The organism is Uliginosibacterium sangjuense (assembly GCF_059132465.1).
This window is the reverse complement of the sequence record NZ_CP101132.1, coordinates 4,330,631-4,353,915: the sequence shown is the minus strand read 5'-3', so window position 1 is coordinate 4,353,915 and position 23,285 is coordinate 4,330,631. Positions and strand designations below refer to the sequence as shown.

Annotated in this window: 22 protein-coding genes; 3 read left to right on the top strand and 19 right to left on the bottom strand. The window is 64.2% G+C overall.

The features are described from left to right. Positions 1-118: 118 nt before the first annotated feature. Positions 119-1,579 (top strand): sensor domain-containing diguanylate cyclase, encoded by a 1,461-nt coding sequence (locus tag NMB43_RS20155; protein ID WP_494349966.1) that lies wholly within the window; start codon positions 119-121, stop codon positions 1,577-1,579. Positions 1,580-1,601: 22 nt separating this feature from the next. Here the strand turns inward: NMB43_RS20155 and NMB43_RS20150 are convergent, their stop codons facing one another. The 10 genes from NMB43_RS20150 to NMB43_RS20105 all read right to left on the bottom strand — a co-directional run bounded on the left by NMB43_RS20150 (position 1,602) and on the right by NMB43_RS20105 (position 10,396). Continuing rightward, the gene (locus NMB43_RS20150; RefSeq protein WP_494349965.1) at positions 1,602-2,048 is read right to left on the bottom strand and encodes a hypothetical protein; all 447 of its coding nucleotides are present in this window, start codon (positions 2,046-2,048) and stop codon (positions 1,602-1,604) included. A 26-nt stretch (positions 2,049-2,074) separates the two neighbouring features. Then, positions 2,075-3,484, bottom strand: coding sequence for a M12 family metallopeptidase (locus NMB43_RS20145; protein WP_494349964.1), 1,410 nt, complete (start codon positions 3,482-3,484; stop codon positions 2,075-2,077). 307 nt (positions 3,485-3,791) lie between these two features. Further along, a complete protein-coding gene (locus NMB43_RS20140) occupies positions 3,792-5,612 on the bottom strand; it encodes a DUF6600 domain-containing protein (protein ID WP_494349963.1) in 1,821 nt (606 codons plus the stop codon). 277 nt (positions 5,613-5,889) lie between these two features. Next, a complete protein-coding gene (locus tag NMB43_RS20135; RefSeq protein WP_494349962.1) occupies positions 5,890-6,300 on the bottom strand; it encodes a GFA family protein in 411 nt (136 codons plus the stop codon). A 28-nt stretch (positions 6,301-6,328) separates the two neighbouring features. Beyond that, entirely contained in the window at positions 6,329-6,952 is a 624-nt protein-coding gene (locus NMB43_RS20130; RefSeq protein ID WP_494349961.1) for a LysE family translocator, read from the bottom strand. Continuing rightward, positions 6,949-7,242 carry a YciI family protein gene (locus tag NMB43_RS20125; protein WP_494349960.1) on the bottom strand — a complete coding sequence of 98 codons (294 nt, stop codon included), beginning with the start codon at positions 7,240-7,242 and terminating at the stop codon, positions 6,949-6,951. The genes NMB43_RS20130 and NMB43_RS20125 overlap by 4 nt, the downstream gene beginning before the upstream one ends. A gap of 89 nt (positions 7,243-7,331) precedes the next feature. After that, positions 7,332-7,847 carry a GFA family protein gene (locus tag NMB43_RS20120; RefSeq protein WP_494352173.1) on the bottom strand — a complete coding sequence of 172 codons (516 nt, stop codon included), beginning with the start codon at positions 7,845-7,847 and terminating at the stop codon, positions 7,332-7,334. A gap of 19 nt (positions 7,848-7,866) precedes the next feature. Then, positions 7,867-8,355: a pyridoxamine 5'-phosphate oxidase family protein gene (locus NMB43_RS20115; protein ID WP_494349959.1), complete on the bottom strand. Its 489-nt coding sequence runs from the start codon at positions 8,353-8,355 to the stop codon at positions 7,867-7,869. Between the two features lie 63 nt (positions 8,356-8,418). Further along, positions 8,419-9,261, bottom strand: a complete 843-nt coding sequence (gene fghA, locus NMB43_RS20110; RefSeq protein WP_494349958.1) for an S-formylglutathione hydrolase — start codon at positions 9,259-9,261, stop codon at positions 8,419-8,421. 10 nt (positions 9,262-9,271) lie between these two features. Further along, positions 9,272-10,396, bottom strand: a complete 1,125-nt coding sequence (locus NMB43_RS20105) for an S-(hydroxymethyl)glutathione dehydrogenase/class III alcohol dehydrogenase (protein WP_494349957.1) — start codon at positions 10,394-10,396, stop codon at positions 9,272-9,274. 123 nt (positions 10,397-10,519) lie between these two features. Between NMB43_RS20105 and NMB43_RS20100 the strand changes: the two genes are divergently transcribed. After that, the gene (locus NMB43_RS20100; protein WP_494349956.1) at positions 10,520-11,422 is read left to right on the top strand and encodes a LysR family transcriptional regulator; all 903 of its coding nucleotides are present in this window, start codon (positions 10,520-10,522) and stop codon (positions 11,420-11,422) included. 50 nt (positions 11,423-11,472) lie between these two features. Here the strand turns inward: NMB43_RS20100 and NMB43_RS20095 are convergent, their stop codons facing one another. The 8 genes from NMB43_RS20095 to rnk all read right to left on the bottom strand — a co-directional run bounded on the left by NMB43_RS20095 (position 11,473) and on the right by rnk (position 20,512). Next, entirely contained in the window at positions 11,473-12,183 is a 711-nt protein-coding gene (locus NMB43_RS20095; RefSeq protein WP_494349955.1) for a class I SAM-dependent methyltransferase, read from the bottom strand. 338 nt (positions 12,184-12,521) lie between these two features. Beyond that, a complete protein-coding gene (locus NMB43_RS20090; RefSeq protein ID WP_494349954.1) occupies positions 12,522-13,136 on the bottom strand; it encodes a hypothetical protein in 615 nt (204 codons plus the stop codon). A gap of 268 nt (positions 13,137-13,404) precedes the next feature. Next, entirely contained in the window at positions 13,405-14,151 is a 747-nt protein-coding gene (locus NMB43_RS20085; RefSeq protein ID WP_494349953.1) for an SAM-dependent methyltransferase, read from the bottom strand. Between the two features lie 142 nt (positions 14,152-14,293). Then, complete coding sequence (locus NMB43_RS20080; protein WP_494349952.1) at positions 14,294-15,217, bottom strand: AbiTii domain-containing protein; 924 nt, start codon at positions 15,215-15,217, stop codon at positions 14,294-14,296. A gap of 52 nt (positions 15,218-15,269) precedes the next feature. Then, positions 15,270-17,105, bottom strand: coding sequence for a hypothetical protein (locus tag NMB43_RS20075; RefSeq protein ID WP_494349951.1), 1,836 nt, complete (start codon positions 17,103-17,105; stop codon positions 15,270-15,272). A gap of 144 nt (positions 17,106-17,249) precedes the next feature. Beyond that, positions 17,250-17,891, bottom strand: coding sequence for a hypothetical protein (locus NMB43_RS20070; RefSeq protein ID WP_494349950.1), 642 nt, complete (start codon positions 17,889-17,891; stop codon positions 17,250-17,252). A 709-nt stretch (positions 17,892-18,600) separates the two neighbouring features. Continuing rightward, on the bottom strand, positions 18,601-19,941 hold the full coding sequence (gdhA, locus tag NMB43_RS20065) for an NADP-specific glutamate dehydrogenase (protein WP_494349949.1): 1,341 nt from the start codon (positions 19,939-19,941) through the stop codon (positions 18,601-18,603). Between the two features lie 259 nt (positions 19,942-20,200). Beyond that, a complete protein-coding gene (rnk, locus tag NMB43_RS20060; RefSeq protein ID WP_494349948.1) occupies positions 20,201-20,512 on the bottom strand; it encodes a nucleoside diphosphate kinase regulator in 312 nt (103 codons plus the stop codon). Between the two features lie 187 nt (positions 20,513-20,699). Between rnk and NMB43_RS20055 the strand changes: the two genes are divergently transcribed. Beyond that, on the top strand, positions 20,700-21,596 hold the full coding sequence (locus NMB43_RS20055) for a LysR family transcriptional regulator (RefSeq protein ID WP_494349947.1): 897 nt from the start codon (positions 20,700-20,702) through the stop codon (positions 21,594-21,596). 13 nt (positions 21,597-21,609) lie between these two features. Here NMB43_RS20055 and NMB43_RS20050 read toward each other — a convergent pair whose 3' ends face one another. Then, positions 21,610-23,169 (bottom strand): diguanylate cyclase, encoded by a 1,560-nt coding sequence (locus NMB43_RS20050; RefSeq protein ID WP_494349946.1) that lies wholly within the window; start codon positions 23,167-23,169, stop codon positions 21,610-21,612. Between the last annotated feature and the right edge of the window lie 116 nt (positions 23,170-23,285).

Genomic DNA, 23,285 nt, shown 5'->3' with positions numbered 1-23,285 from the left:
ATGTCGTAGCGCGCGTCGCGCCGCTGCCATGCGGAGGGCAAATACTGACATTCACAATCTGCTGTGGGCGTGGGCGGTATGATTTCCACCTCCTTCCCGCAGCACCCCTTCGCCGATCATGTCCCAGCCCTCTGCCTCCTACGACACCGACCTGCTGTTCGAGCACGCGCCGATCAGCCTCTGGCTGGAAGACTTCAGCGCGGTCAAACGGCTTTTCGACGGCTGGCGTGAGCGCGGCGTCACCGATCTCTCCGCCCATTTCGCGGCCGACCCTGAGGCGGTGCGTGCCTGTGCCGCGGCGATCCGCGTGCTGACTGTCAATCGCCGCACCCTCGACATGTTTGGCGCAGCCAGCGCGGAGGCGCTGATCTCGCGCCTGGGCGAGGTGTTCCGCGACGACATGCACGACCAGCATGCGCGCGACATGGTCTCGCTGTGGTCCGGTGGCCAGGGCTTCTCCAGCCAGAGCGTGAACTACAGCCTGGCCGGCGCGCGCATCGACGTGCTGGTCAATGCGCGCATCCTGCCCGGCCATGAAGAGGACTGGAGCCGCGTGCTGATCGCGCTGGAGGACATTACGCCGCGGGCGCACGCGGAAGCCGAGCTGCGCCGCAGCCGTCAGTACGCGCAAGGCCTGTTCGATCATTCCCCTGTGTCACTGTGGGTGGAAGACTTCTCGGGTATCCGCCGCCTGATCGAAGACGTGCGCGCGATGCAGATCGAGGACTTCCGCACTTTCCTCAATGTGCACCCGGAGTTCGTCACCCGTTGCATGCAGGAGATCGTGGTCATCGACATCAACGAGCAGACCCTGCGCATGTTCGGTGTCAGCAGCAAGAGCGAGGTGCTGGGCAACCTGGGCCGCATCTTCCGCGACGATATGCACCACCATTTTGCCGAGCAGTTGATCGACCTGTGGAACGGCAAACTCTTCCAGCAGCGCGAGACCATCAACTACGCGCTCAGCGGCCAGGCGGTGAACGTGCACCTGCAGTTCTCGGTGCTGCCCGGCTGCGAGGCCGACTGGTCGCGTGTGCTGGTGTCGCTGACCGACATCACCGCGCGCAAGAAGGCCGAGGCCTACCTCGAGTTCCTGGGGCGCCACGACGCGCTGACCAAGCTCAACAACCGCGCCTACTACGAAGAGGAGCTGGCGCGTCTGGTGCGCAAGGGCAGCTATCCCGTCGGCATCATCATGGCCGACCTCAACGGGCTCAAGAATGCCAACGACGAGCTGGGGCATGCCGCTGGCGACGACCTGCTGCGGCGTGCCGGCGAGGCCTTGCGCAAGGCGCTGGGTGAGGAGGTCTGCGCCGCCCGCATCGGTGGCGACGAGTTCGCCGTGCTGCTGCAGAACTGCGACGAGGCGGGCCTGCGCGACGCCGTGGAGCGCCTGCAGGCGGTGGTCGACCTCAACAACCAGTTCTACACCGGGCGGACCCTCAGCTTCGCCCTCGGCACCGCCATCTGCCAGGGGCCGGGGGAACTGCCCGCCTGCGTACGCGCCGCCGACGAGAGCATGTACGCCGCCAAGCGCGCCTTCTACCTGCAGGAAGGGCGCGACCGTCGCAGCGCCTGAGAAGCGTGCGGCGGCACCTGCCTCAGCGCACGGCGCGGAAGCTGACCGTCACTTCCGCTGGTGCGCTGGGGGTGAACACGCCGCAACTATTGTTAGGCGCATGTGCGCATTCGCCGATATGTGTGCGTGTGCCCTGGTCCAGCACGAAGAAGGTGGCGTAGTAGCGTCGATCCGGATCGTAGGGCCGACTGAGCGGCAGCTTGAACGGCCGCATCGTCGTCTCGCCCGCCAGGTGGGAAAGACCCGCGATGTCCAGCGAGCCCACGACCTCTGCCGGCCGGTCCATGACATTCGGATCACGGCTGAACAGACGGATTTCCACCTGCCGGCCGGCGAAGCTCGCCTCGCTGGCGGGAATCCGCAACTCGCCCCGCAAGGCTTCAGGTGCGCCTGCTGCCATCGCCCATCCTCCCGCGATCAGACCCGCCAGCAACAGCGCTGGCGCCCAGGGTTTCGAAGATACACGCATGCTCACCCCCTTCTGACTACATCACATCAACGCCACCACCACCAGCCCGAGCGGAGCTGGTAGGAGCAACGGTTCGGCTTGCCGCCGGGGTCCTTGCCAAAGCTTGCGGCCGTGCAGCTCACCTGGCTGCCCGGTGTGGCCTTCAGCAACACCCACTTGCCGGCGCGGCCATAGGCCACCCAGCCGGTGCCGCCGACGCGGCAGCTCTGCCCTTCGTTGGCGCAGGCGCGGAAACCCCAAGGGTACTCGCCATTGCCCCACAGACGCGGCTGACCGCCCGAGGAAGAGCTGCTGGACGAGGAGCTGCTCGACGAAGAACTGGAAGAGGAAGAGCTGGAAGACGAGCTGCTGCTGGAAGAGGAGGAACTGGACGAGGAGGAGCTTGACGACGACGAGCTGCTCGAACTGCTCGATGAGGAACTGGAAGACGAACTCGAAGAACTCGACGACGAGCTTGAGGATGAGCTCGACGAGGAGGACGAAGAGCTCGACGAAGAACTTGAGGAAGACGAGCCGCTGCTGCTGGCCGGATAGAAGTGGTTCAGCGAGGCGATGTCACCCGCGCTGAGCGTGCGCGCGTTGCCGAAGGAGTTGAGCCCGATGCTGCTGCTCTTGGGCACCATCGTCGGCTGGCCGTTGGCCGAGAAGGCGTAGGCGCTGTAGATCATCACCGAGGCGAAGTCGAACTGACCATAGGGCTCCGCCACCGTGGTCGGAATCTTGTCGAAGTTGTACTCCATGCCGCTGGTGATGTTGGCGTAGTTGATCGTCAGGTGATCGTCGCGGTCCGCGCGCGACTGCTCGTGGTACCAGCCCAGCGCGTGCATCACCTCGTGCGCCACGACGAAGGAATACTCGCAGCCGCTGCCGATCGACAGATCCTGCTTGCCCCCCACCATGCCCACCGACGACCAGCAGCCACTGCCCGGGTAGAAGCGCACGTAATTGCTCTGCGTGGTGCGTTCGACGAACTTGATCGAAGAGCGCGAGGCGATCATGGCCAAGCCATCGGTCACGGCTTGCCGACCCTTCGCGTTCAACGCCGGGTCAACCGTGTAGTACAGCGTGTTGTTCGGCCAGATGCGGGCGCCGCGCGTCACACCGTTGCTGCTGCCATTGGGCCCCGGCAGCGACACGGCGGAGCTCTGCACATTGCCCGGCGCCGCGCTACCGTCGCCGCGCTCGCGCTTGAAGATGTTGCGCAGGCCGCGCTGGCGCACCGATTGCTCGTCGCCGACCACCATGTCGTCGATCATCGCGCGGCCTTCGACCAGGCGGTAACGCAAGCGGTGCGAGGTGCCCTCGATGTACGCCTCGCGCAGTTCGCCATCGGGTTTGCTGGTGCGGTGCGGGCGTTGCTCGCTGCCAGCCGCCTGGGCCAGGCCGGCCAGGCTGAGCGCAAGGCCCGCGAGGGCCAGTCGGGTACGTGTACGCATGCTCTTCTCTCTTCCCTGGATGTCCGGTCTGGCGGCATGCCTCAGGCATGGCCAGCGCGGATCGGTTTGACGGGGTGACGCAATTTCTTGCGCCGTTGATCTCGTGACAGGGACGAGAGAGGAGATGAAGCAGGACGGCGCCCGCACATGATTGGAGCGGCGCATGAAAAATGCATGGCAGCCGCGACCTGCGGCGGCCATGACGTGACGACGTACTGCGCGGCGGATAAGAGGGTACGAACGGTTGCCCGCCGTCCAGTGCCGATGGGCGAAGGCGTGTCAGTCCGCCTGCATAGCGGCAAGCCGTTTAACGCTCACGCGGAAAGCGCTGCGGGTCCGGCCCGGGCGGCGCGGCCGGGGCGGCGGGGCGGGGCGCCTCCTGCGCGCGCATCTCGGGGCGGCGCATCTCAGGGATGCGTTCCGGTACGCGCATTTCGGGCTGGCGCGGTGGCTGCATGTCGGGTCGCCCGCCGAAGCCGGCTTGCGGTGGCGGCGGTGAGCGATAGCGCTCTGGCGGATTGGGGTGCGGCAGGCCGCTGTCGGGCAGGGTTCGCAGTGGCGGAGTGTAGCCGCGCGGGGCGTCGTGGCGTGGCCAGTCGTTGCGTGATTCGGGGCGCGGTGGCGTGTCGCCGACGCCCGGCATCGTGTGCTGTTCACGCGGGAAGGCCTGGGTGGGCGGCGGGACCGGTGCCGCGCCGGGGAACTGGCCGTGGCGTGGCGGCATCGGCTGGGCGCCCGGGGGCCGCCCCTGCTCGCCGATGGCGGGCCGACGGAACGCCGTCTCCGGCGGACGCATGCGCATGGCATCGTCGCCGCCGCGCTCCACACGCACCGGGGTGAGCGGTGGCGGCGCTTCGCGCACCGGCAGGCGGGCCAGTTCGCGCTCGGGCAGCGCGGGGCCGGGGCGCACCCGGCGCTCGCGCGGGAAGTCTTGCGCCGGCACCGTGACCACCGCGTGCGGCTGATGCTGGAAGCGGTAGCTGGGCGGGATGTGGCTATGCGGGATGTGCGGGTTGATGCGCTCCAGGTAGTGCGGTCGATGTGCATAGCCGGGGCGATAGGCTTCGCCGGGCGCGAGCGGGAACCAGCCCACGGCGGGCCCGGTGGACAGCGAGATACTCCAGCTCACGCCGCCGCTGCCGCCGCCGACGAAGGCCACCAGCGCCGGCGCATAGACCGGGCGCCGCACGATGGGGCCGGGTACCCAGCACCAGCGCTGGCCGTACCAGGCCCAGCGCCCGTAGTGGAAGGGGGCGAAGCCCCAGGGCGCGTCATCCACCCAGGTCCAGCCCCATGGGGCGACCCACACCCAGCGGCCGTAGCGATAGGGCGCCCAGCCGACCACCGTGACGCGCGGGAACCAGGCCATGCCCACGCCCTCCACCGTCTGCCATTCGCCGTGCTCGTCGAGGTCTTCGTAACCGGTCATCTCGCGTGACACATAGCGGCTGCTGCGCAGCGCTTCCTCGCGCGCATCGCGCTGCGCGACCCAGTGGTCGAAGGCATCGCGCGGCGCCAGCCGGGCCGACTCGCGCAGTTGCAGATCGCGGCCCTCGTAGCGCAGGCGCTGGCCGCTCTGCACGCGCTGCACCGGGCGCGAGGTGTCATCGTCATACACCGCGCCGGCCCCGCTGCGCAGGCTCAGCGTCGTCGCCTCGCCGGCGGCCTCCACATCGAAGCGGTACTCGCCGGGCGCGCGCACGGTGAAGCCCAGGTTGGGCGTGTCGACCTCGATGTACTCGTCCTCCGGGTAGTCGCGCACGCGCAGCGCCAGCGTGCCCTCGGTCAGCTTCACCCGCAAGTCGAGGTCGCCCAGGTATTCGATCTCCAGCGCGCTGCCGCCATCCAGGCGCAGGGCCGTGGAGCCCACGCGCAACTCGGCCCGCCCGCCGGGCGCCACCCACAGGCGGTCGCCGCTGGTCAGCGGCCGGTTCAGCATCGCGCCCTGCCAGTCGTCCGAGCCGGCGGCGGCGAAGCTGACCTCGCCTTCGGCCAGGCTCAGGCGTGCCACCCGCGCGGGCGGGTCATCCTCGGCCAGCGCGGCGGCGGGCAGCAGCAGGGCGGCGAGGCTCAGGACCAGGACGAACAGCACGCGCACGCGGCGCAGGGCAAGAAATGGGGCGGACATTGCCAGTCTCCTCCAGCCGTCTCGGCGGCCGGTATCGGGATGGGCTCGCGCGCCTGGATGGCGCGCACCTCTTCGCCTTAACGCACCAGCGCAGGAGAGGTTGGCAATGACTTGTAACGCTTCGTAATCGGCGCCCCGAGTGGCCGGACTCCACCTTTACTGCGCAGGCGGGGAGCCAGCGGCTTGGCCTTGCTGGTCGGGCCCGCGCAGTGAGCTATGAAAGACAATCGATTCCGGCCTTCGCAGGAATGACGGGTGGTGGTGTCCGGGCGGGCGCTCAGCCGGGCGTAGTGGCACGATCCGCCGGGTGATTCACCCCGTCGCTGACCGGCACGTCCGGAATCAGGAAGGGGTCGACGCCTTCCAGGCAGCCCACGTTGTAGCCGTACTCATGCGGACTGGAGCGTCGCTGGTGGTGGGTGTAGATGCCGCAGATGGCGCAGAAGTAATGCTTCGCCTGCTGCGTGTTGAACTGGTACAGGCGCAGGTGATGCTCGCCCTTCACCACGCGCAGCCCGGCCAAGGGCACCGAGGCTACCACCGCGCCCTTGCGGCGGCAGATCGAGCAGTTGCAGCGGCGCGGGGCCACGATGCCATCGGGCAGCGTCAGCTCCAGTTGCACCGCGCCGCAATGGCAGCTTGCGCGGTGCACCGGGCGGATCGTCGTCTCGCCGACTTGTTTGATCATCGCGGACCTCCCGTGCCGGCGTGCATGTTCATTTCTCGCTCAGGGCCAGGCGCGCGCCCAGCGCGGCGAAGGCCGCCGCGAAGCCGTGGCGCAGCCAGGCCTGCACCCGCGCCGATTCGATTACATGGTGGCGGAAGGCATGCGCCACGCAGCCATACAGCACGAACACCGCGAAGGTCATCGCCATGAACACCGCGCTCAGCAGCAGCAGGTGCAGCAGCGGGTGCGCCGCGTCCGGCGCCACGAACTGCGGCAGGAAGGCGAGGAAGAAGAGGGTCAGCTTGGGGTTCAGGATGTTCAGCAGGAAGGCCTTGAGCATCAGCGCCGGCGCCCGCTGCCGGGCGCGCCCTGCCGTAGTTTCATCCACGGCGAAGGCGCTGCGCTCGCGCCAGGTGGCCCAGGCCACGTAGAACAGATAGGCCACGCCCGCATACTTCAGCACCTGGAAGGCCAGCGCGCTGGTGTGCAGCAGCGCCGCCAGCCCCAGCACCGTGGCGGCCAGGTGCGGCAGGATGCCGGCGGTGCAGCCCAGCGCGGCATACACGCTGGCGCGCCGCCCCTGGGTGAGGCCGGTCGACACCGTGTAGATCACACCGGTGCCGGGAATCAGCACCACCACCAGCGAGGTGAGCAGGAATTCCAGCGAGATCATGGCTGCTCCTGGGCGGGTGGGTCGCTCGCCAGCACCTCTGCCCACGGATGCAGCGTGACCTTGCCGACTACGCCATTCAGCACGAAGGGGTCGTTGCGCGAGAATTCCTCGGCCGCTTCCTGGCTGGTGAAGATGCCCAGTGCGCCTTGCGGTGGGTTGCCATAGGGGCCGACCATCAGCAGTACCCCGCGTTGGTGGAAGGCCTGGATGTGCGCCATGTGGGCGGGGTAGTTCTCCTGCACCTTGGCCAGCCCGTCGGCGGCCAGTTCGTAGAACATCAGCACTTTCATGGATGACTCCCTGTGGGCAGACCGCAACAAGCATAGCCGCGCCGCTGCGCCGCGTTCGTGACGATGGCGCGGACGGAAGGGCAGGCGCCTCAGCTTTCCCAGTGGCCGCCGCCCGCGCGCCACGCACGGACCTGCGGCTTCACCGCCTCCAGCCGCGCCAGGCTGGTCGCCGGCCAGTGCGCGCGCAGATCGTAGTACTCCGGCATGGCCGGCGTATCGGGTGGCAGCATCACCCAGGCTTGTTTCGTCGTGGTGAAGATATGGATGTCGGGTGGCGAACGGTCCGGCAGGTCCAGCGTGCCCACGCGCACGAAGCACACGAACGGGCCCGAGCCGCCGTAGTGGCTCCACAGCGCCACCAGGCAATGCGGGCAACGCGCCACCCACTGCCCCTTGCCGCTGGCCGAGGGCAGCAGCACGCGCTGCACTTCGCCACGCAGCAGTTCGAGCCGGTCACGCTCGATCAGCGCGTTGATGGCGAAGGCCGAGCCGGTCTCGCGCTGGCACCAAGTGCAGTGGCAGCAGTTCACGAACAGGGGCGCATCGAGCAGGCGGTAACGCACCTGGCCGCAGGTGCAGCCCCCTTCCTGAAAATCATCTGGCATGACTGACACGATCTGCCTCCTAGCCTGGCGCCGCTTCGCCGTCGCGCATCAGCGCGGCGAACTGGCTGGCGCTCAGCGAGTGCGCGCGGCCGAAGCCAGCCACGTAGCGCACCGCACTCACCTCGATCAGGAACAGCGAGAAATCCCCGAACGAAAACAGTTGCTCGCTCTCTGGCAGGCGCGCCAGATAGGCTGCGCGCGCCGTCGCGTACTCCGCTGCCTCGGGCGGGCAAGGTCGCGCCACGCCGCGCAGGCTGGCGCGCGGCAGCGCCAGCGGCGACACCTCGGGCGTCAGCGGCGCGGTCACCAGCAGGCTCACCGCCGGCTGCGTCAGCATGTCCTGCGTGTGGGTGGCCAGCCCGCTCACATGGATGACGCAGCGGCCGTCCGGCAAGCAGGCAAAAGGCACCATCGACACCGCCGGCTCGCCCTGGTGCAGGGTGGCCAGCGCGGCGACGGGCTGGCTGGTGAGCAGATCGTGCAGGGCGCTGAGGTCGGTGCTGGGCATGGGAGAGGTCCGCGTCGGTTCATCAGACCTTAGCAGATCCCTCTCGCGGTGGCGCCAGCCCGCTCAACCCAGCGCGCGGGCGTGGAAGCGCAGGTGCTCGTCTATGAAGCTGGCGATGAAGTAGTAGCTATGGTCATAGCCGGGCTGCAGGCGCAGCGTCAGCGGGTAGCCGACAGCGCTGGCGGCGGCCTGCAGCAGTTCGGGCCTGAGCTGCACGTCGAGAAAGCTGTCGCGGTCGCCCTGGTCGATCAGCATGGGCAGGCGCTCGGTGGCGCGGGCGAGCAGCAGGCTGGCATCCCACTCGCGCCAAGTGCTGCGGTCCGCCCCCAGGTAGCGGCTGAAGGCCTTCTCGCCCCAGGGGCAGGTGGTGGGCTGGCTGATCGGCGCGAAGGCCGACACCGCGCGGTAGCGGCCCGGGTTGCGCAGCGCGCACACCAGCGCGCCGTGCCCACCCATCGAGTGGCCGGCGATGCTGCGGGCATCCGAGGCCGGGAAGTTCGCCTCGATCAGCGCCGGCAGCTCATGCACCACGTAGTCGTGCATGCGGTAGTGCGTGCTCCATGGCGCTTCGGTGGCGTTCAGGTAGAAGCCGGCGCCGTGGCCGAAGTCCCAGGCGCCGTCCGGGTCGCCGGGCACTTCGGCACCACGCGGGCTGGTGTCCGGCGCCACGATGATGATCCCCAGCTCGGCGGCGAAGCGCTGCGCGCCGGCCTTCTGCATGAAGTTCTCATCCGTGCAGGTCAGGCCAGACAACCAGTACAGCACCGGCAGCGGCTTGCCCAGCTCGGCCTGCGGCGGCAGGTAGATGGCGAACACCATGTCGCAGCCGAGCGTGGCCGAGCGATGGCGGTAGCGCTTGTGCCAGCCGCCGAAGCTCTTGTTGCAGGCGATGTTTTCGAGGCTCATGGTGCGCCGCTCAGAAGTGGATGACCGTGCGGATGCTCTTGCCCTCGTGCATCAGGTGGAAGGCTTCGTTGATCTCGGCCAGCGGCATGTTGTGGGTGATGAACACGTCCAGCGGAATCTCGCCGCTCTGCGCCTTCTTCACATAGCTGGGCAGTTCGGTACGGCCGCGCACCCCACCGAAGGCCGAGCCGCGCCACACGCGGCCGGTCACCAACTGGAACGGGCGGGTGCTGATTTCCTGCCCGGCACCGGCGACACCGATGATCGTCGACTCGCCCCAGCCCTTGTGACAGCACTCCAGCGCAGCGCGCATCAGCTTCACATTGCCGACGCACTCGAAGGAGTAGTCCACGCCGCCATCGGTCATCTCCACGATAACTTCCTGGATCGGCCGCTCGAAATCCTTGGGGTTCACGAAGTCGGTCGCGCCCAGTTGCTTGGCGATCTCGAACTTCGCCGGGTTGATGTCGATCGCGATGATGCGGGCCGCCTTGGCCATCGTCGCGCCGATGATCGCAGCCAGCCCGATGCCGCCGAGGCCGAAGATCGCCACCGTGGAGCCCGCCGTGACCTTGGCCGTGTTGAGCACCGCGCCGATGCCGGTGGTGACGCCGCAGCCCAGCAGGCACACCTTGTCCAGCGGCGCATCCTGCGGAATCTTGGCGAGCGAGATTTCGGGCAGCACGGTGTATTCCGAGAAGGTCGAGCAGCCCATGTAGTGGTAGATCGGCTGGCCCTGGTAGGAGAAGCGCGTCGTGCCGTCCGGCATCAGCCCCTTGCCCTGGGTGGCGCGCACCGCCTGGCACAGATTGGTCTTGCCCGATTTGCAGAACTTGCACTCGCGGCACTCGGCCGTGTACAGCGGAATCACGTGGTCGCCCACGGCCAGCGAGGTGACGCCTTCGCCCACCGCCTCGACGATGCCGCCGCCCTCGTGGCCCAGGATGGCCGGGAAGATGCCCTCCGGGTCGTCGCCCGACAGCGTGAAGGCATCCGTATGGCATACGCCGGTGGCCACGATGCGCACACGCACCTCGCCTTTCTGCGGCGGGGCCACATCCACTTCAACGATCTTCAGGGCTTCGCCGGGGCCAAAGGCAACCGCGGCGCGGGACTTGATGGTGGTGGCGGACATGGGGCGTCTCCTGTGGGGTGTCAGTGTGAGGGCGAGTCTAATTGAAGGATGCTGGGGGATAATCCGCGAGGTGGAGAAAGACTGTTGTTGCCAAGGGATAATTGTCGGGGACGCGGGGGGCGCATGAATCGCTGGGAAGGGTTGGACGAATTCGTGGCGGTGGTCGAGTGCGCGAGCTTCTCGCGCGCGGCCGAGCGCCTGCGCCTGTCGACCTCGCATGTGAGCCGCCAGGTCGCGCTGCTCGAAGAGCGCCTGCAGGCGCGCCTGCTCTACCGCACCACCCGCAAGGTCTCGCTCACCGAAGCCGGGCAGACCTTCTTCGCCCGCTGCCAGCGCCTGATCGAGGAACGCGACGAAGCCTTCCTCGCCATCACCGACCTGCATCGCGCGCCCACCGGCCTGCTGCGCATGACGGCGGCCGTGGCCTACGGCGAGCGCTTCATCGTGCCCATCGTCAATGCCTTCATGGCGCAGCACCCGCAACTGCGCGTCGAGATCGAACTCAGCAACCGCGTGATGGACCTCGTGCACGAAGGCTTCGACCTGGCGATCCGCCTCGGCCGGCTGGAGAACTCCAGCCTCGTCGCCAGCCGCATTGCGCCGCGTGCGCTCTACCTGTGTGCGGCGCCGGCCTACCTCGAACGCTACGGCCGCCCGCATTCGCTGTCGGAACTCGCCGGCCACAACTGCCTGATCGGCACCGCCGACACCTGGCTGTTCCGCCAGGACGGCCGCGAGCAGCCCTTCAAACCCGCCGGCAACTGGCGCTGCAACAGCGGCCAGGCCGTGCTCGACGCCGCCCTGCGCGGCCTCGGCCTGTGCCAGTTGCCTGATTACTACGTGCTCGACGCCCTGCGCCGTGGCGAACTCGTCTCCCTGCTCGACGCCCACCAGCCCGCCGACACTGCCGTGTGGGCCGTGTCGCCCCAGCGCCGCTACCCGCTGCCCAAGGTGCGCCTGCTGGTCGAGGCGCTCAAGGCCGGGCTGGCGGATCTGCCGGAATACCGCACGCACCGCTCGGCCTGACGCGGCCTGACAAGCACCGCGACAAGCGCAAGCCGGCGGACGCGCCGAGACTAGCTCCCCGCGTTCCCCGCGCGCCTGGAGAACCAGGCATGCATCAGGCCGGACTGATAGAACTGGGTCGAGGACGCAAACCCCGCGGCCGTGATCAGGGCGGCGATATCCGCCGGCGGGAGGATGCCCACGTCCTTGGCATAGGCCGCCCGCGTCCTCTCCACAACCTCCGTCTGCACCCCGGAAGAGGACATCAGTTGAATCCACACGCGCAGGAGGTCCTGGTACGTGGCGGCGCTCACGTCCGCCGCGAGATCGGAACTGGCGAGCACGCCGCCCGCCACCAGTCGCTCCGCGATGCCACGGAAGAACTGGATGCGCGCCTCCCGCTCAAGAATGAACTGCGACACCAGGAAACAGGTGGCTCCGTCATACGGCTCGCTGGCCGGCAGGGAATCAAGATAGCCCTCGTGAAAATCGCAACGCGCCGCAAAGCCCTCATCGCTGGCCCGCTGCCGGCACAGCTCCAGCATCGGGCCCGAGGGTTCCACCGCGGTGAATCGCCAGCCAGGAAAGGTCTTGGCCAGGTACGACATCTCGATGCCCGTGCCCGCACCGACACAGAGAATGCGCGCCTCCTCCGGCAAACCCGAGAACACCGCATCCAGCAGGAAATACAAGCCCTCCCGCACCGGCGCCATGCGCGCCCACTGCTTGTCATAGCCCGCCGCCTGGCTGTCGAAGACGGCCTTGATCTCTTCACTTCGCATTGCACTGCCTTTCAATTTACAACTTGCTCTCTTGATGGGTCTGCTTGGCGCATACAGTCTTGGGGCGCGCCCGATCACCCGAAGATGATCTTCGCCTTCCTTTCACTCTGTGCCCCGCAGTAGATGCAGGACAGGTCTTTCGTGGAAATCGTTCTTCCACATGATGTGCATTGAATGGGTTCGTAACCGAGCTTTCCGTCCTGGATGCCGTCCCGCAAACCAATCTCCAGCATCTTCCTGGCCAGATTAATTTCAGTGACGAAGCGCTTCAGTTCAGGCCCCAGGGAGGTTCACCGGGAGGCCTGCTTAGCGTTGCACTTCAAGCTTGAGACGACGCATCATTCGCCGCCCCACTTGCACTGATTAAAACGACCAAGGTTGGTAATTCTTGCTCGCTGCGCATACGCCCCTGCGGAAGACGAATCTCCAATCACGACCGAGAAGTCGGAGAGCTCCGCTGTGGCGCTTACTTGCCAACAGTCTGCTTTGGCCAGGCTCGATGGCGGGGTGACGCGAACGGGCGGCTGCGCCCCATCCAACTTGATGCGGTTGAAGTTCTCCTTGAAGAACTTTCCGGTGCCTACAAAAGACTCCTTCGCGGGCCTGAACTCGAGTTCTCCGCCGTCATTGGGCTCAAACCGCAGGATGCCTGAAACCTTAAGCGTGCCCTTGAGCTGGATCGCTCCGTACAAGCTCGCTTGATCTGCAGATACGACGTTTGGGAGGCGCTCAGCGGGTTTGCACTCTGCAATAGCCGCCTCGCCTCGAATGGCAAGCTTGGTGTAGCCACGGATGGATTTGATCTCAAGGCCTGCGGGCAGCGATGCAAGCAAACGAGGGGGCATGACTTCGCAGTAGTATTCATTGCCGCAGGTCAGCAGATAACAGTCCTGAGCCAAGGCGGCGTTGCCCCAAGCAAACAGAAGACCGGATAGCCAGATACGTGATTTCATGATTCCGAATGTTTGACGTGAGTGTTCGCCGTCGCGGCGAAGTTGCGAAGGGGCCGCCACAAACGCAGTGTGTGGGTGGTCTGTCTCGACGGAATGGCCCGATTATCGACCACGAATTGGATTGAAGGCCGTTGGCGGTTTGGTGCACGCATCCATCGTTGAGCTGCCGTCAGTCATGGAAGAGGCTCTCATCGCAAAACGCCTTGGGTGAAAAATGCCAGCAGTGCGCAATGCGCGTAGCGAAGTGCGCCGAACGCTCGCGCCCCGCTCAGCGCGGCATCAGCGCGAACACGCCCCAGCCCAGATATTCCCGCGTGTAAGCCGCGTAGCGCGCGGGCTCCGAACGCAGCTTGGCCCGCAACTCTGCCGCCAGCTCATCGTCCGGATTCGCCTCAAGCCAGCGGCGCATGGTGAGCCACTTGGCCGCTTCGTACCGGTCCCAGCCATCCTGATCGGCCAGCACCATTTCCACCACGTCGTAGCCGAGCTGGTCGAAAGAGGCGAGCAGCTCGGGCAGCAGCAGAAAGTCCGCAATCGAACTGGCCAGGCAGCCCTGGGCCACCGCTTCCGTCGGTGGCAACTGTCGCCAGAAGGGTTCGCCGATGAGAATGATGCCGCCCGCGCGCAGGCTGCGTGCCAGCAGCGCGGCCGTCCCGGCCACGCCCCCGGCAATCCAGGTGGCACCCACGCAGGCGGCCACGTCGACCTGCTCCTCGGCGACGTAGCCCGCCGCGTCGCCATGGATGAACCTCACGCGGTCCGCGACACCCAGCTCCCGCGCGCGGCGCTTCGCCTGTTCGGAGAACACGCTGCTCATGTCGACGCCGGTGCCGGTGATGCCGTGATCGCGCGCCCAGGTGCACAACATCTCCCCCGAACCACTGCCCAGATCCAGCACCCGCGCCCCCGGCGCCAGACGCAGCGCCGCGCCCAGCGTGGCGAGCTTGTCGGGCGTAATCGGGTTATGGATGCGGTGCGCGCTTTCGGTGATGTTGAAGATGCGGGGGATGTCCATGGCGGAAGTTGTCTTGCTCGAGAAGAAATTTCTTAGCAATCAATTAGGGCGCAATGAGCGTAGCGGATTGCGCCGAATGCCGTGCCGCGAACACGGTGCAGCGCAATGCCATTTGGTTACTGCGCCTTACGTGCTGTATCTTTTACTTGAGACCGTAGTACTTGAGTAATGCTTCTTTGACCACACCCGTGGCTACAGCTACACCCATTTTCCAACTACCAGCCGCAGCCTTTTTTAAATTCTCAAGAAGCCAGTTACGAACCAGAGGACCCATGGGCTCTTCGTTGCTCTCTGGTGTTTCTGAAGCGGCCAGACGAGCCAGTTCTTGGGCGTCTTCCTCCTCCATACCAGAGCTAATCAAAAACTCGCTCAAGCTCTTTGCATCATGTGGTGCCACAGCGACTTGGATTGTTGCCCCGTCGCCGGTGGCGGCGATTGAGGTGAAGTTGCCATAGATGATCTGTTGGGCAATTTGAGTTGCTGTAGCTGCGCTCGGCACAGATGGCAAAGCGGCAGGGCCTATAGCTACAGCCGCAGCATCGGGTACAGACTTCTCAAGTTCGATCGTCAGTTCGAGCACGCGACTGCGCACTGCGTGCCGAATTGAGGCAAGTGATGAGCGAGAAATGCTGCCAGTGACGGAATTGCAGGCGTAGTCCGCATAGACCTTCCCTTGAAGCATAAGGATTAGATCGGCAGCATTTATACCTAAATGACCACCGTTCTGTGCGTTGCCTAGCAAGTCGTCCACAGCTGCGATGCTCTCCCGCATTCCATAGCGAACCCAATGCTCTCCGGCGAATTTCTTTACCAAATACGGTGAAATAGGCGCGTTTTGGATTCCGGACCCAAACGGGCCAGAAAAATTGGCTGTGTAGCTAACTGGAATAAATCGGTAGTCTGGGAGTTCCGCGTCCTTCGGATATCCCTCTGACTCGTGCCGCACCCACTCCGCAAGGGGTTGGCTGCCGATGCGAGCAGCCAAGAGCCGAAGTTTGAGAAGTATTGGCCCGAGGTCCGATCCATCTCGGAGCACTGCGGCTTGGATTTCGTGAAGCAGGCTCATGCGCGCTCCCTGTATGACGCCCAACGTTCTACGTAACCGGCGAGACGCTGCTTCATCGCGGCGCGTCCGGGTTGACGGAGGGGTTAGAACTCAATGTGCCTTGTTCTCTCAGAATGCCCATTTGGCTATGCTGGGGCGCAAGGAGAAAGTCACAGTTCGCCGATGACAATGGCTCATGCTCAGCGAGTTGCCGAGTAAAGGCCTGATATTGAATCTTTCCTATCTCAAAGACTTGCTCAAGAGTGCTTGCGCTGTATTCTCCGCAAGATATTTTCATCACTTCAAAGACGATCAAGTCAAGGTACGCGTGGCCGTTTTCAACAAGTGTGTCGACATATGGCGGTGGAGTTCGACCGGAGTGAACGATTAGATTTCTGGCGCGGTAAATTCGCCGAATCTGCCAGGCGACCTTCTTTTCGTGGTCTTCTATTAATTGTTGTATTTTTTTGCGATCCGAAAGCTTCTCACTAAGCTGGAACGCGCGATGACGAAGGAGATGAAAATCCTTGAGCTGCGCGTAGAGTTGGTCGCGAAGCGCCTCATTCTCGTTCAAGCACAACAAACGAAGACACTTACCTTTTAGAGATGTCTTAGGATCGCACGGCACCTTGTTGAAAAGTTTCTTCGCACGCCATTTATCCCAGTTCGTTAGGTCATATGCGAGTTGCTGTACCAATCGGTCCACATATGTGTGTAGGAGGAAGGGAAGAGCAGAGGTTGTGACATTCGATATCTTTGACCCACCTGAGTGCGAAGGTGCCAAAGTTTCCAATGCTGTCCAAAGATTTACCAGTTGATTTTCGATTATGTCGTGATTGATACAGATGCCGTGGATGTCTGCTACACGATTGAACTTTCGGAAGCTCATTCCCTTCGCTGAGAACGACTTTAGAAAAGCATTCAGTTCTTTGGCTGCCTTTTCTGGGCGCAGGTCTGAAGCCTTCTCCATAGGCCCTGTTGGCGGAGTAACCCATCGAACCTCCTCGGTGCAGCAGTTCTGGGCAACAACTGTTTCACGACGCCAAGTAATTCTGCTTCGATGTTGAAACAGAGACAGTAGGTCACTGAGATTGTCCAAGTTCCGAATCGCAAGTTGCCTTGCGCTATAAACATCATGGGCTCTGATGGCTGTCGCCAGAACATATGTCTCTTCGTCTGTCGGTTCAAAAGCGTGTTCCTGAGTGACATTTCTGAGCTTTTCAGAAATTTCTTCAGGCATTTTCAGTTGAAATGCTTCAATTGAAGTCGCGACAGACCTTATGTTGTCGCTTGTTAGTAAAAGAACGTCAAATCGATGCACCTTTGGAATCAAAGAATCCAAGAACGGGCGGAGTCCTGATAGGTCGGTGATTTTCGGTCCTTCTTGGAAAAAATTCTGAAGTACCGAGTTGTATAGGTGTTGCTTTGATACTTGGGAGTTTATTAGAGTAGTTATCAGGGTTCTCGCTAACGCATCTATTGCCTTCTTTTCCACTGCAGTAATTTTCTCTTCAAGCGCATCGAATACTGCATTGAGATAACGCGGTGGGTTTAGTGTTCTATCGAGAACTTCCAGGCGCAGTTTGAGCGAAGTGAGTTCGGCTTCATTTGCAATCGCTGTATAGTAGCCAATGTCGGTATCAAGAAGAGATTTGGCGACCTTATCGTTCTTAACAGACCACACGAGTTCGTCCAGCACATGGGCCAGAGTCGGGTACTCGATGTTCTCATTCTCTATATCGGATATTAGTGTCAGCGCCTCTTTCGCTAAGAAGGGGGCATTTAGCGCGGACGGCTTGTATGAGTCGAGCGTGTAGTCAAAGAGGAGTTCATCCAGGCGCTGTGCAAAAAATTTGAGACCATCGAGGGCTCCATCGGAAGTCCACCGAGCTAGGTTCCTGAAGCGCATTGGAGTCGTTGCCTCTTCTGAGTTCTAACGTTTGACGTGAGGGGCCACCGCAGCGGCAAAGCCGCGAAGGGTACCCACAAGCGAAGCTTGTGTGCAGCCCCTCTTGACTGAGTGGTTAGCTCGACGAGTCATCTTTTGATTTCTTTAAATCAATGGCTGCTTTATATATTTCAGCGATTTTTCCATCCACTGTGCAACTGTACTCATGCGAATTGCAAGGATATAAAGAAAAAGAAACGATATCGCAAGCCATTCCAGGCCGCCGAATGCAAGCAGCCCATCTTTGGCTGCCTTCAGATAGGCCATGTAGCTTGTTACTGCTACCGGAATAATTCCTACCTTATCAATTGCCCCAACCAACAGACCTAAGCGCTCCCTGAGTTGAGCAGCCATACGGCTGTAGTTTGCACGGGCGTAATCTAGGTGATGAATCTTGAAGTCGCATAGATCGTTCAGCAAGTCTAAATCGTCGTCGAACTCTTTAAGCAATGGTGATGAAATTTCCTTCTCTATATTTCGAAGCTTGCTAAGCTCTGGAATGGCGGCGGCGAGCTGATAGAGCATCGCAAAGATTGCACCTACAAGTAACAAAACTATGGCCACCAAAGCAACGTTCTTGTTTTCCCAATAGTAGGTAGCTAACGCCACAGCCGCGCCAGCGGCTGAGAAGCCGAGAGAAATAAAAAACATCCACATTTGAAGTGGTGTATCGTAAAACTGGAACTTGGACTTATTCGCTTTGCGTTCCAGAACAATTGAAATTACGCGCCTTGGTGTGATTACCATTTGAGAGAGCCAACGTTAAGTAGAGGACAAAGTGTCGGGAAAAACTGTCCGATAAAAAAGCGCAGCCTCTCAAGTTCTTGTTTTGAATCAATCGTCTTGGCCTCGCCGGCGAGACGGAAACCGTGGGATGAGGAGCATGTAGTCCGGGTTCGGACGGGCTGCGCGCTTCGCATGCCGCTGGTATGCGCAGCATGATGCGTCCGCGGGGAGTGCGTGTGAAGGCGGTGGAGTGGGTTTGCCCTTTTGGGGAGGTGGGGCAGGCGTTCCCCTCTCCCCCAGCCCCTCTCCCCTGCGGGGCGAGGGGAGCGCCGCCGTCCCTGCGTGGGCAGGGACCCAGTGGCTTTGGGGTGGGTTCGTGCGAGGGGAGAAAGTCGCTGGATTCCCGCCCCCGTTCGAGTCGGGGGCAGGCTCTGCGCGGGAATGACGTGGTGGGGGTGGGTGGGTGGTTCGCCTTCTGGGCGGGTGTTCCCCTCTCCCCCGGCCCCTCTCCCCGGTGGGGCTAGGGGAGTGTGGTTGGGGCGTGCGCGGTGGGTGTGTTACGGCTGTTCATGATCTTTCGCACGCCATGGAAACGCCGGACTTCAACCCCTCCCGACCTCCCCTTGTCAGGGGAGGGGCGCCTCAGATCGGGCCGAATCGACCTCCCTCCCCTGTCAAGGGGAGGGTTGGGGAGGGGTTTTATGACAAACGAAAGGTCGTGGACAGCTTCTTAGACCACGCCCTGGGCGAGCATGGCGTCGGCGACGCGCACGAAGCCGGCGATGTTGGCGCCCTTGGTGTAGCTGATGCGGCTGCCGCTGATGGCGCCGTAGGTGGCGCATTCGTCGTGGATGCTGAGCATGATCTTGCGCAGGCGCTGGTCGACCTCGTCGCGTGTCCATGACAGGCGCATTGCGTTCTGGCTCATCTCCAGGCCGGAGGTGGCGACGCCGCCGGCGTTGCTGGCCTTGCCGGGGGCGTAGAGCACGTCGTGCTCTTCGAACAGGTGGGCGGCCTCGGCGGTGGTGGGCATGTTGGCGCCCTCGGCGACGCAGCGCACGCCGTTGCGCAGCAGGGCGCGGGCGTCGTCGCGGTCGAGTTCGTTCTGGGTGGCGCAGGGCAGGGCCACGTCCATGGCGATCTGCCAGGGGCGGGCGCCGTGCAGGTAGCGCGCGCCGACGCGCAGGGCGTATTCGTCGAGCCGGCCTTGCAGGCGGTTCTTCACTTCCATCAGCGCGGCGAGTTTCTTGGGGGTGAAGCCCTCTTCGTCGTACACGGTGCCGCCGGAGTCGGACACGGTGATGACGCGCGCGCCCAGCTCCATGGCTTTCTCGACCGCGTACTGGGCGACGTTGCCGGCGCCGGAGACGCCGACGCGCATGCCCTCCAGCGCCATGCCACGGCGCTTGAGCATCTGCTCGGCGAAGTAGACGGTGCCGTAGCCGGTGGCTTCGGGGCGGATCAGCGAGCCGCCGAGGTGCACGCCCTTGCCGGTGAACACGCAGTCGCTGCGGTTGCTGAGCTTTTTCATCATGCCGACCATGTAGCCGACCTCGCGGCCGCCGACGCCGATGTCGCCGGCCGGCACGTCGGTGTCGGCGCCGATGTGGCGGTGCAGCTCGGTCATGAAGGCCTGGCAGAAGCGCATCACCTCGGCCGGGCTCTTGCCCTTGGGGTCGAAGTCGGCGCCGCCCTTGGCGCCGCCCATGTGCAGTGTGGTCAGCGCGTTCTTGAAGGTCTGCTCGAAGGCGAGGAACTTGAGGATCGAGAGATTCACCGTGGGGTGGAAGCGCAGCCCGCCCTTGTAGGGCCCGATGGCGGAGGAGTGCTGCACGCGGTAGCCGCGATTGACGCGCACCTGGCCCTGGTCGTCGGTCCAGCAGACGCGGAAGCTGATGATGCGCTCGGCCTCGACCAGGCGTTCGAGCAGCGCGTGCTCGCGGTACTCGGGGTGGCTGCCGAGAAAGGGCCAGATGCTCTCGATGACTTCGCTGACGGCCTGCAGGAATTCCGGCTGTTGCGGATGGTGGAGGGCGACGTGGGCGAGGAAGGCGGCGGAAGTGTGACGCACGGCAAGGCTCCGGCACGGCTGCGCACCGAGTGGGCGGCGGCCGGCGCGTGGGTGGAAAAGTGGGCTTAGGGGGTGTTTAGAGACTGTTTGCGAGCGCTGGTTTGTCGTGGTTCGCGTACCGATATGCGACAGAACCCCTCCCAGCCTCCCCTTTTAAAGGGGAGGAGACTCCATTGGGGCGCGGGCGGGCTCCCTCCCCTTCGTAAGGGGAGGGATGGGGAGGGGTTTGAATGACACACGAGAGCTCACGAACAGCCACTCAATGGCGCGGCGCAGGGAAGACGTCGAGCACCGTCAGCCGGCGCAGGCTGCCGTCGGGGAAGGCCCAGACGATGTCCTGCCCCACGCTGAGGCCGATCAGCGCGGCGCCCACCGGGGCCAGCACCGACACGCGGCCTCGTGCGGGGTCGGCTTCCTCGGGCAGCACGATCTCGACGCCGCGGCAGTCGCCGCTGGCTTCGTCGCGGTATTCCACGCGGGCATGCAGGGTCACGACCTGGCGCGAGATTGATTTCTTGGGGACAACAATGGCGCGGTCCAGCTCGGCCCGTAGATCGTCGGACAAGGGCATGGCCATGAGTCTGGAGAAATCGTGATCGCTGAGAATTAGGTCTTGGTCCTGCATATATGCCTCTTTTTAAAGTGGTTGACGCTCCGCGCGTAAGGGGATGGCCAGATCATAGGAGGCAGGGCGTGGCTTGATAAGCCGGGTACGGGGCACAATACTGTTTCCAAATGGAAACGATTGGGCTTGTGAAATGCCGGACGTGAAGGACATGCTGCTGTTCGCCCAGGTGGTGAAGTCGAAGAGCTTCTCGGCCGCGGCGCTGCAGTTGGGCGTGTCGAAATCGCATATCAGCAAGGCGGTGGCGCGGCTGGAGGCGGCGCTGGGCGTGCGCCTGCTCCAGCGCAGCACGCGCCGCCTGAGCCTCACCGAGGTGGGCGGCGCCTACTACGAGCATTGCGAGCGCATCCTCGACGAGCTGGCCCTGGCCGACGACACGGTCAACCGTCTGCACCAGGAGCCGCGCGGCACGCTGCGCATCAGCACCTCGGTGGCCTTTGGCACCCTGCATGTGGCGTCTGCCCTGCCGGACTTCATGCTGCAGCACCCCGACCTGAAGGTGGACATGACCATCAGCGACCGCCTGGTCGACCTGGTGGAAGAGGGTTACGACCTGGCGCTGCGCATCATCGCGGAGCCCAGCCCGAACCTGGTGGCGCGGCGCATCGCGCCGATCCGCCGGAAGATCTGCGCCAGCCCGGCCTACCTTGCGCGGCGCGGCACCCCGACCACGCCGCAGGCGCTGTCGGCGCACAACTGCCTGGACTACACGTATCAGAGCGAGGGCGTGTGGCACCTGCAGGGGCCGGACGGCAAGCAGGCGATCCCGGTCGGCGGCACGCTGCGCATCAACGACGACGAGGCGCTCACCGCCGCCGTGGTCGGCGGGCTGGGCCTGGCGATGCTGCCCACCTTCATCGCCGGCCAGGCGCTGCAGAGCGGGCAACTGGTCGAGGTGCTGCCGGGTTACCTGCCGGTCGACCGCTTCCTGTACGCGGTGTACCTGCCTAACCGCCACCTGCCGCTCAAGGTGCGCGCCTTCATCGACTACCTGCTGGCGCGCTTCGGGCCTGAGCCGTACTGGGATTGAGGCGGGGGGCGGCTTAGCCGGGCTCGGCCGCGCGGGTGGGGAGGTAAGGGGCGAAGCCCTGGTCGTCGATCAGCAGGTGTTGGATGGTGAACTCGTAGACCACGAAGTGCAGCAGATCCTGCGCGTCGAGTCGTCCGGCCAGAAAGCGCTCGCTCAGCCAGGTGGCGCGCTCCACCAGATTGCGGTGGAGGACGATATGGTGTTCGGCAGCCTCGGCGTCGATGGTGCGCAGGATGTCTTCCTCGCGGCTCATGTGCTGCTTCATATGGTTGAGGAATTCGAGCAGGCAGGCTTCCTGCTCGAACGGGGGGGCCTTGTTCAGCACCGCGCTCAGCAGGGCGTTGGCATGGCCGAAGAGCTGTTCGTGGTCGGCGTCGAGTGCGGCATGGCCGAGCTGGTACTGCGGGCTCCAGTGCAGTCGTAGTACGCCGGGCTGCGCCGGATCGCTGCCGACGTGATACGGCGCGTCGCCTTCCACCCGGTTGCGGCCCAGTTCCTTGGCGCGATACAGCGCGACGTCGGCGCGGTTCAGCCAGTCGGTCCAGCGCTCGTTGGTGACGCAGGAGGCGACGCCGATGCTGGCGGTCACCGCCTGGCCTTCGATGCTGAGCTGCTGCGCGATGTCGCGGCGGATGCGTTCGCCCAGCTCCATGGCGTCGGCGAAGCCGGTGGAGGGCAGCAGCACGACGAACTCCTCGCCACCCCAGCGGCCCAGCCGGTCGGTCTCGCGGATCAGCGCCGCCACGCGTTCGGCGAAACGTTGGAGCACCTCGTCGCCGCGCGCATGGCCGTGCGTGTCGTTGATTGCCTTGAAGTGGTCGAGGTCGAGCAGGAGCAGCGAGACCGGGGTGTTGTAGCGGCGCAGCCGGAGTATCTCGCGCTGCGCGTCGTGTTCGATGCCGGCGCGGTTCCAGCAGCCGGTGAGGCGGTCTTTCATCGCCATCAGGCGCATTTGTTCGTCTGCCTGTTCCTTGCTCATCAGCACGAAGCCGATGCTCACCAGGTTGAGCGAGATGAAGGCGCTGAGGTAGACCAGGGTCTGCGAGGGCGTGGCCTGCTGGAAATTGCTGATCTGCTCGATGCCCAGCATGAGGACCGCGTCGCGGAAGAACAGGGCGAACAGGCTCAGGCTGGTGCCGGCGATCAGCAGGTACTGACTGCGGCCGACGACGCGCCGCCGCCCGGTGATGAGGTAGGCGAGCAGCAGGATTTCCTGCACGACCAGCACGCCGCCAGCGATCAGGAAGCGTGCGGTGAGCTGGTCGATGAAGACCGCAAAGCCCACGCCGACCACGATGATCGGCCCCCATAGTGCGGTGCGTGGCACGCGCCGCCGCTGCGCGATGCCGACGGCGTGGATCAGCAGGGCCAGCGCGCTGGTGACGAGGACGTTGGCGCACCAGATGGACAGGACGTCGGGAATCGCCCCCCGCAAGGCCAGCAGGATGTAGCCCACGGCGTGCAGCCCGAGGGCGTAGGTCAGCGGGCGCAGACCGTTCTGGTCGTCGCGCGGGGTGACCCAGCCGATGGCGAGGAAGAGCGTGATGCTCATCGCGATGATGACGATGAACATGGTTGGAACGTGAAGCTGCATCAGGACCCAATCAGGTGTGTGTGGCCGCACCCGTCGGAGGGGGAAAGGCAGCGGTGACGTGGAGGTGACGGGTTGCCTCGACGGACTCGAATTCC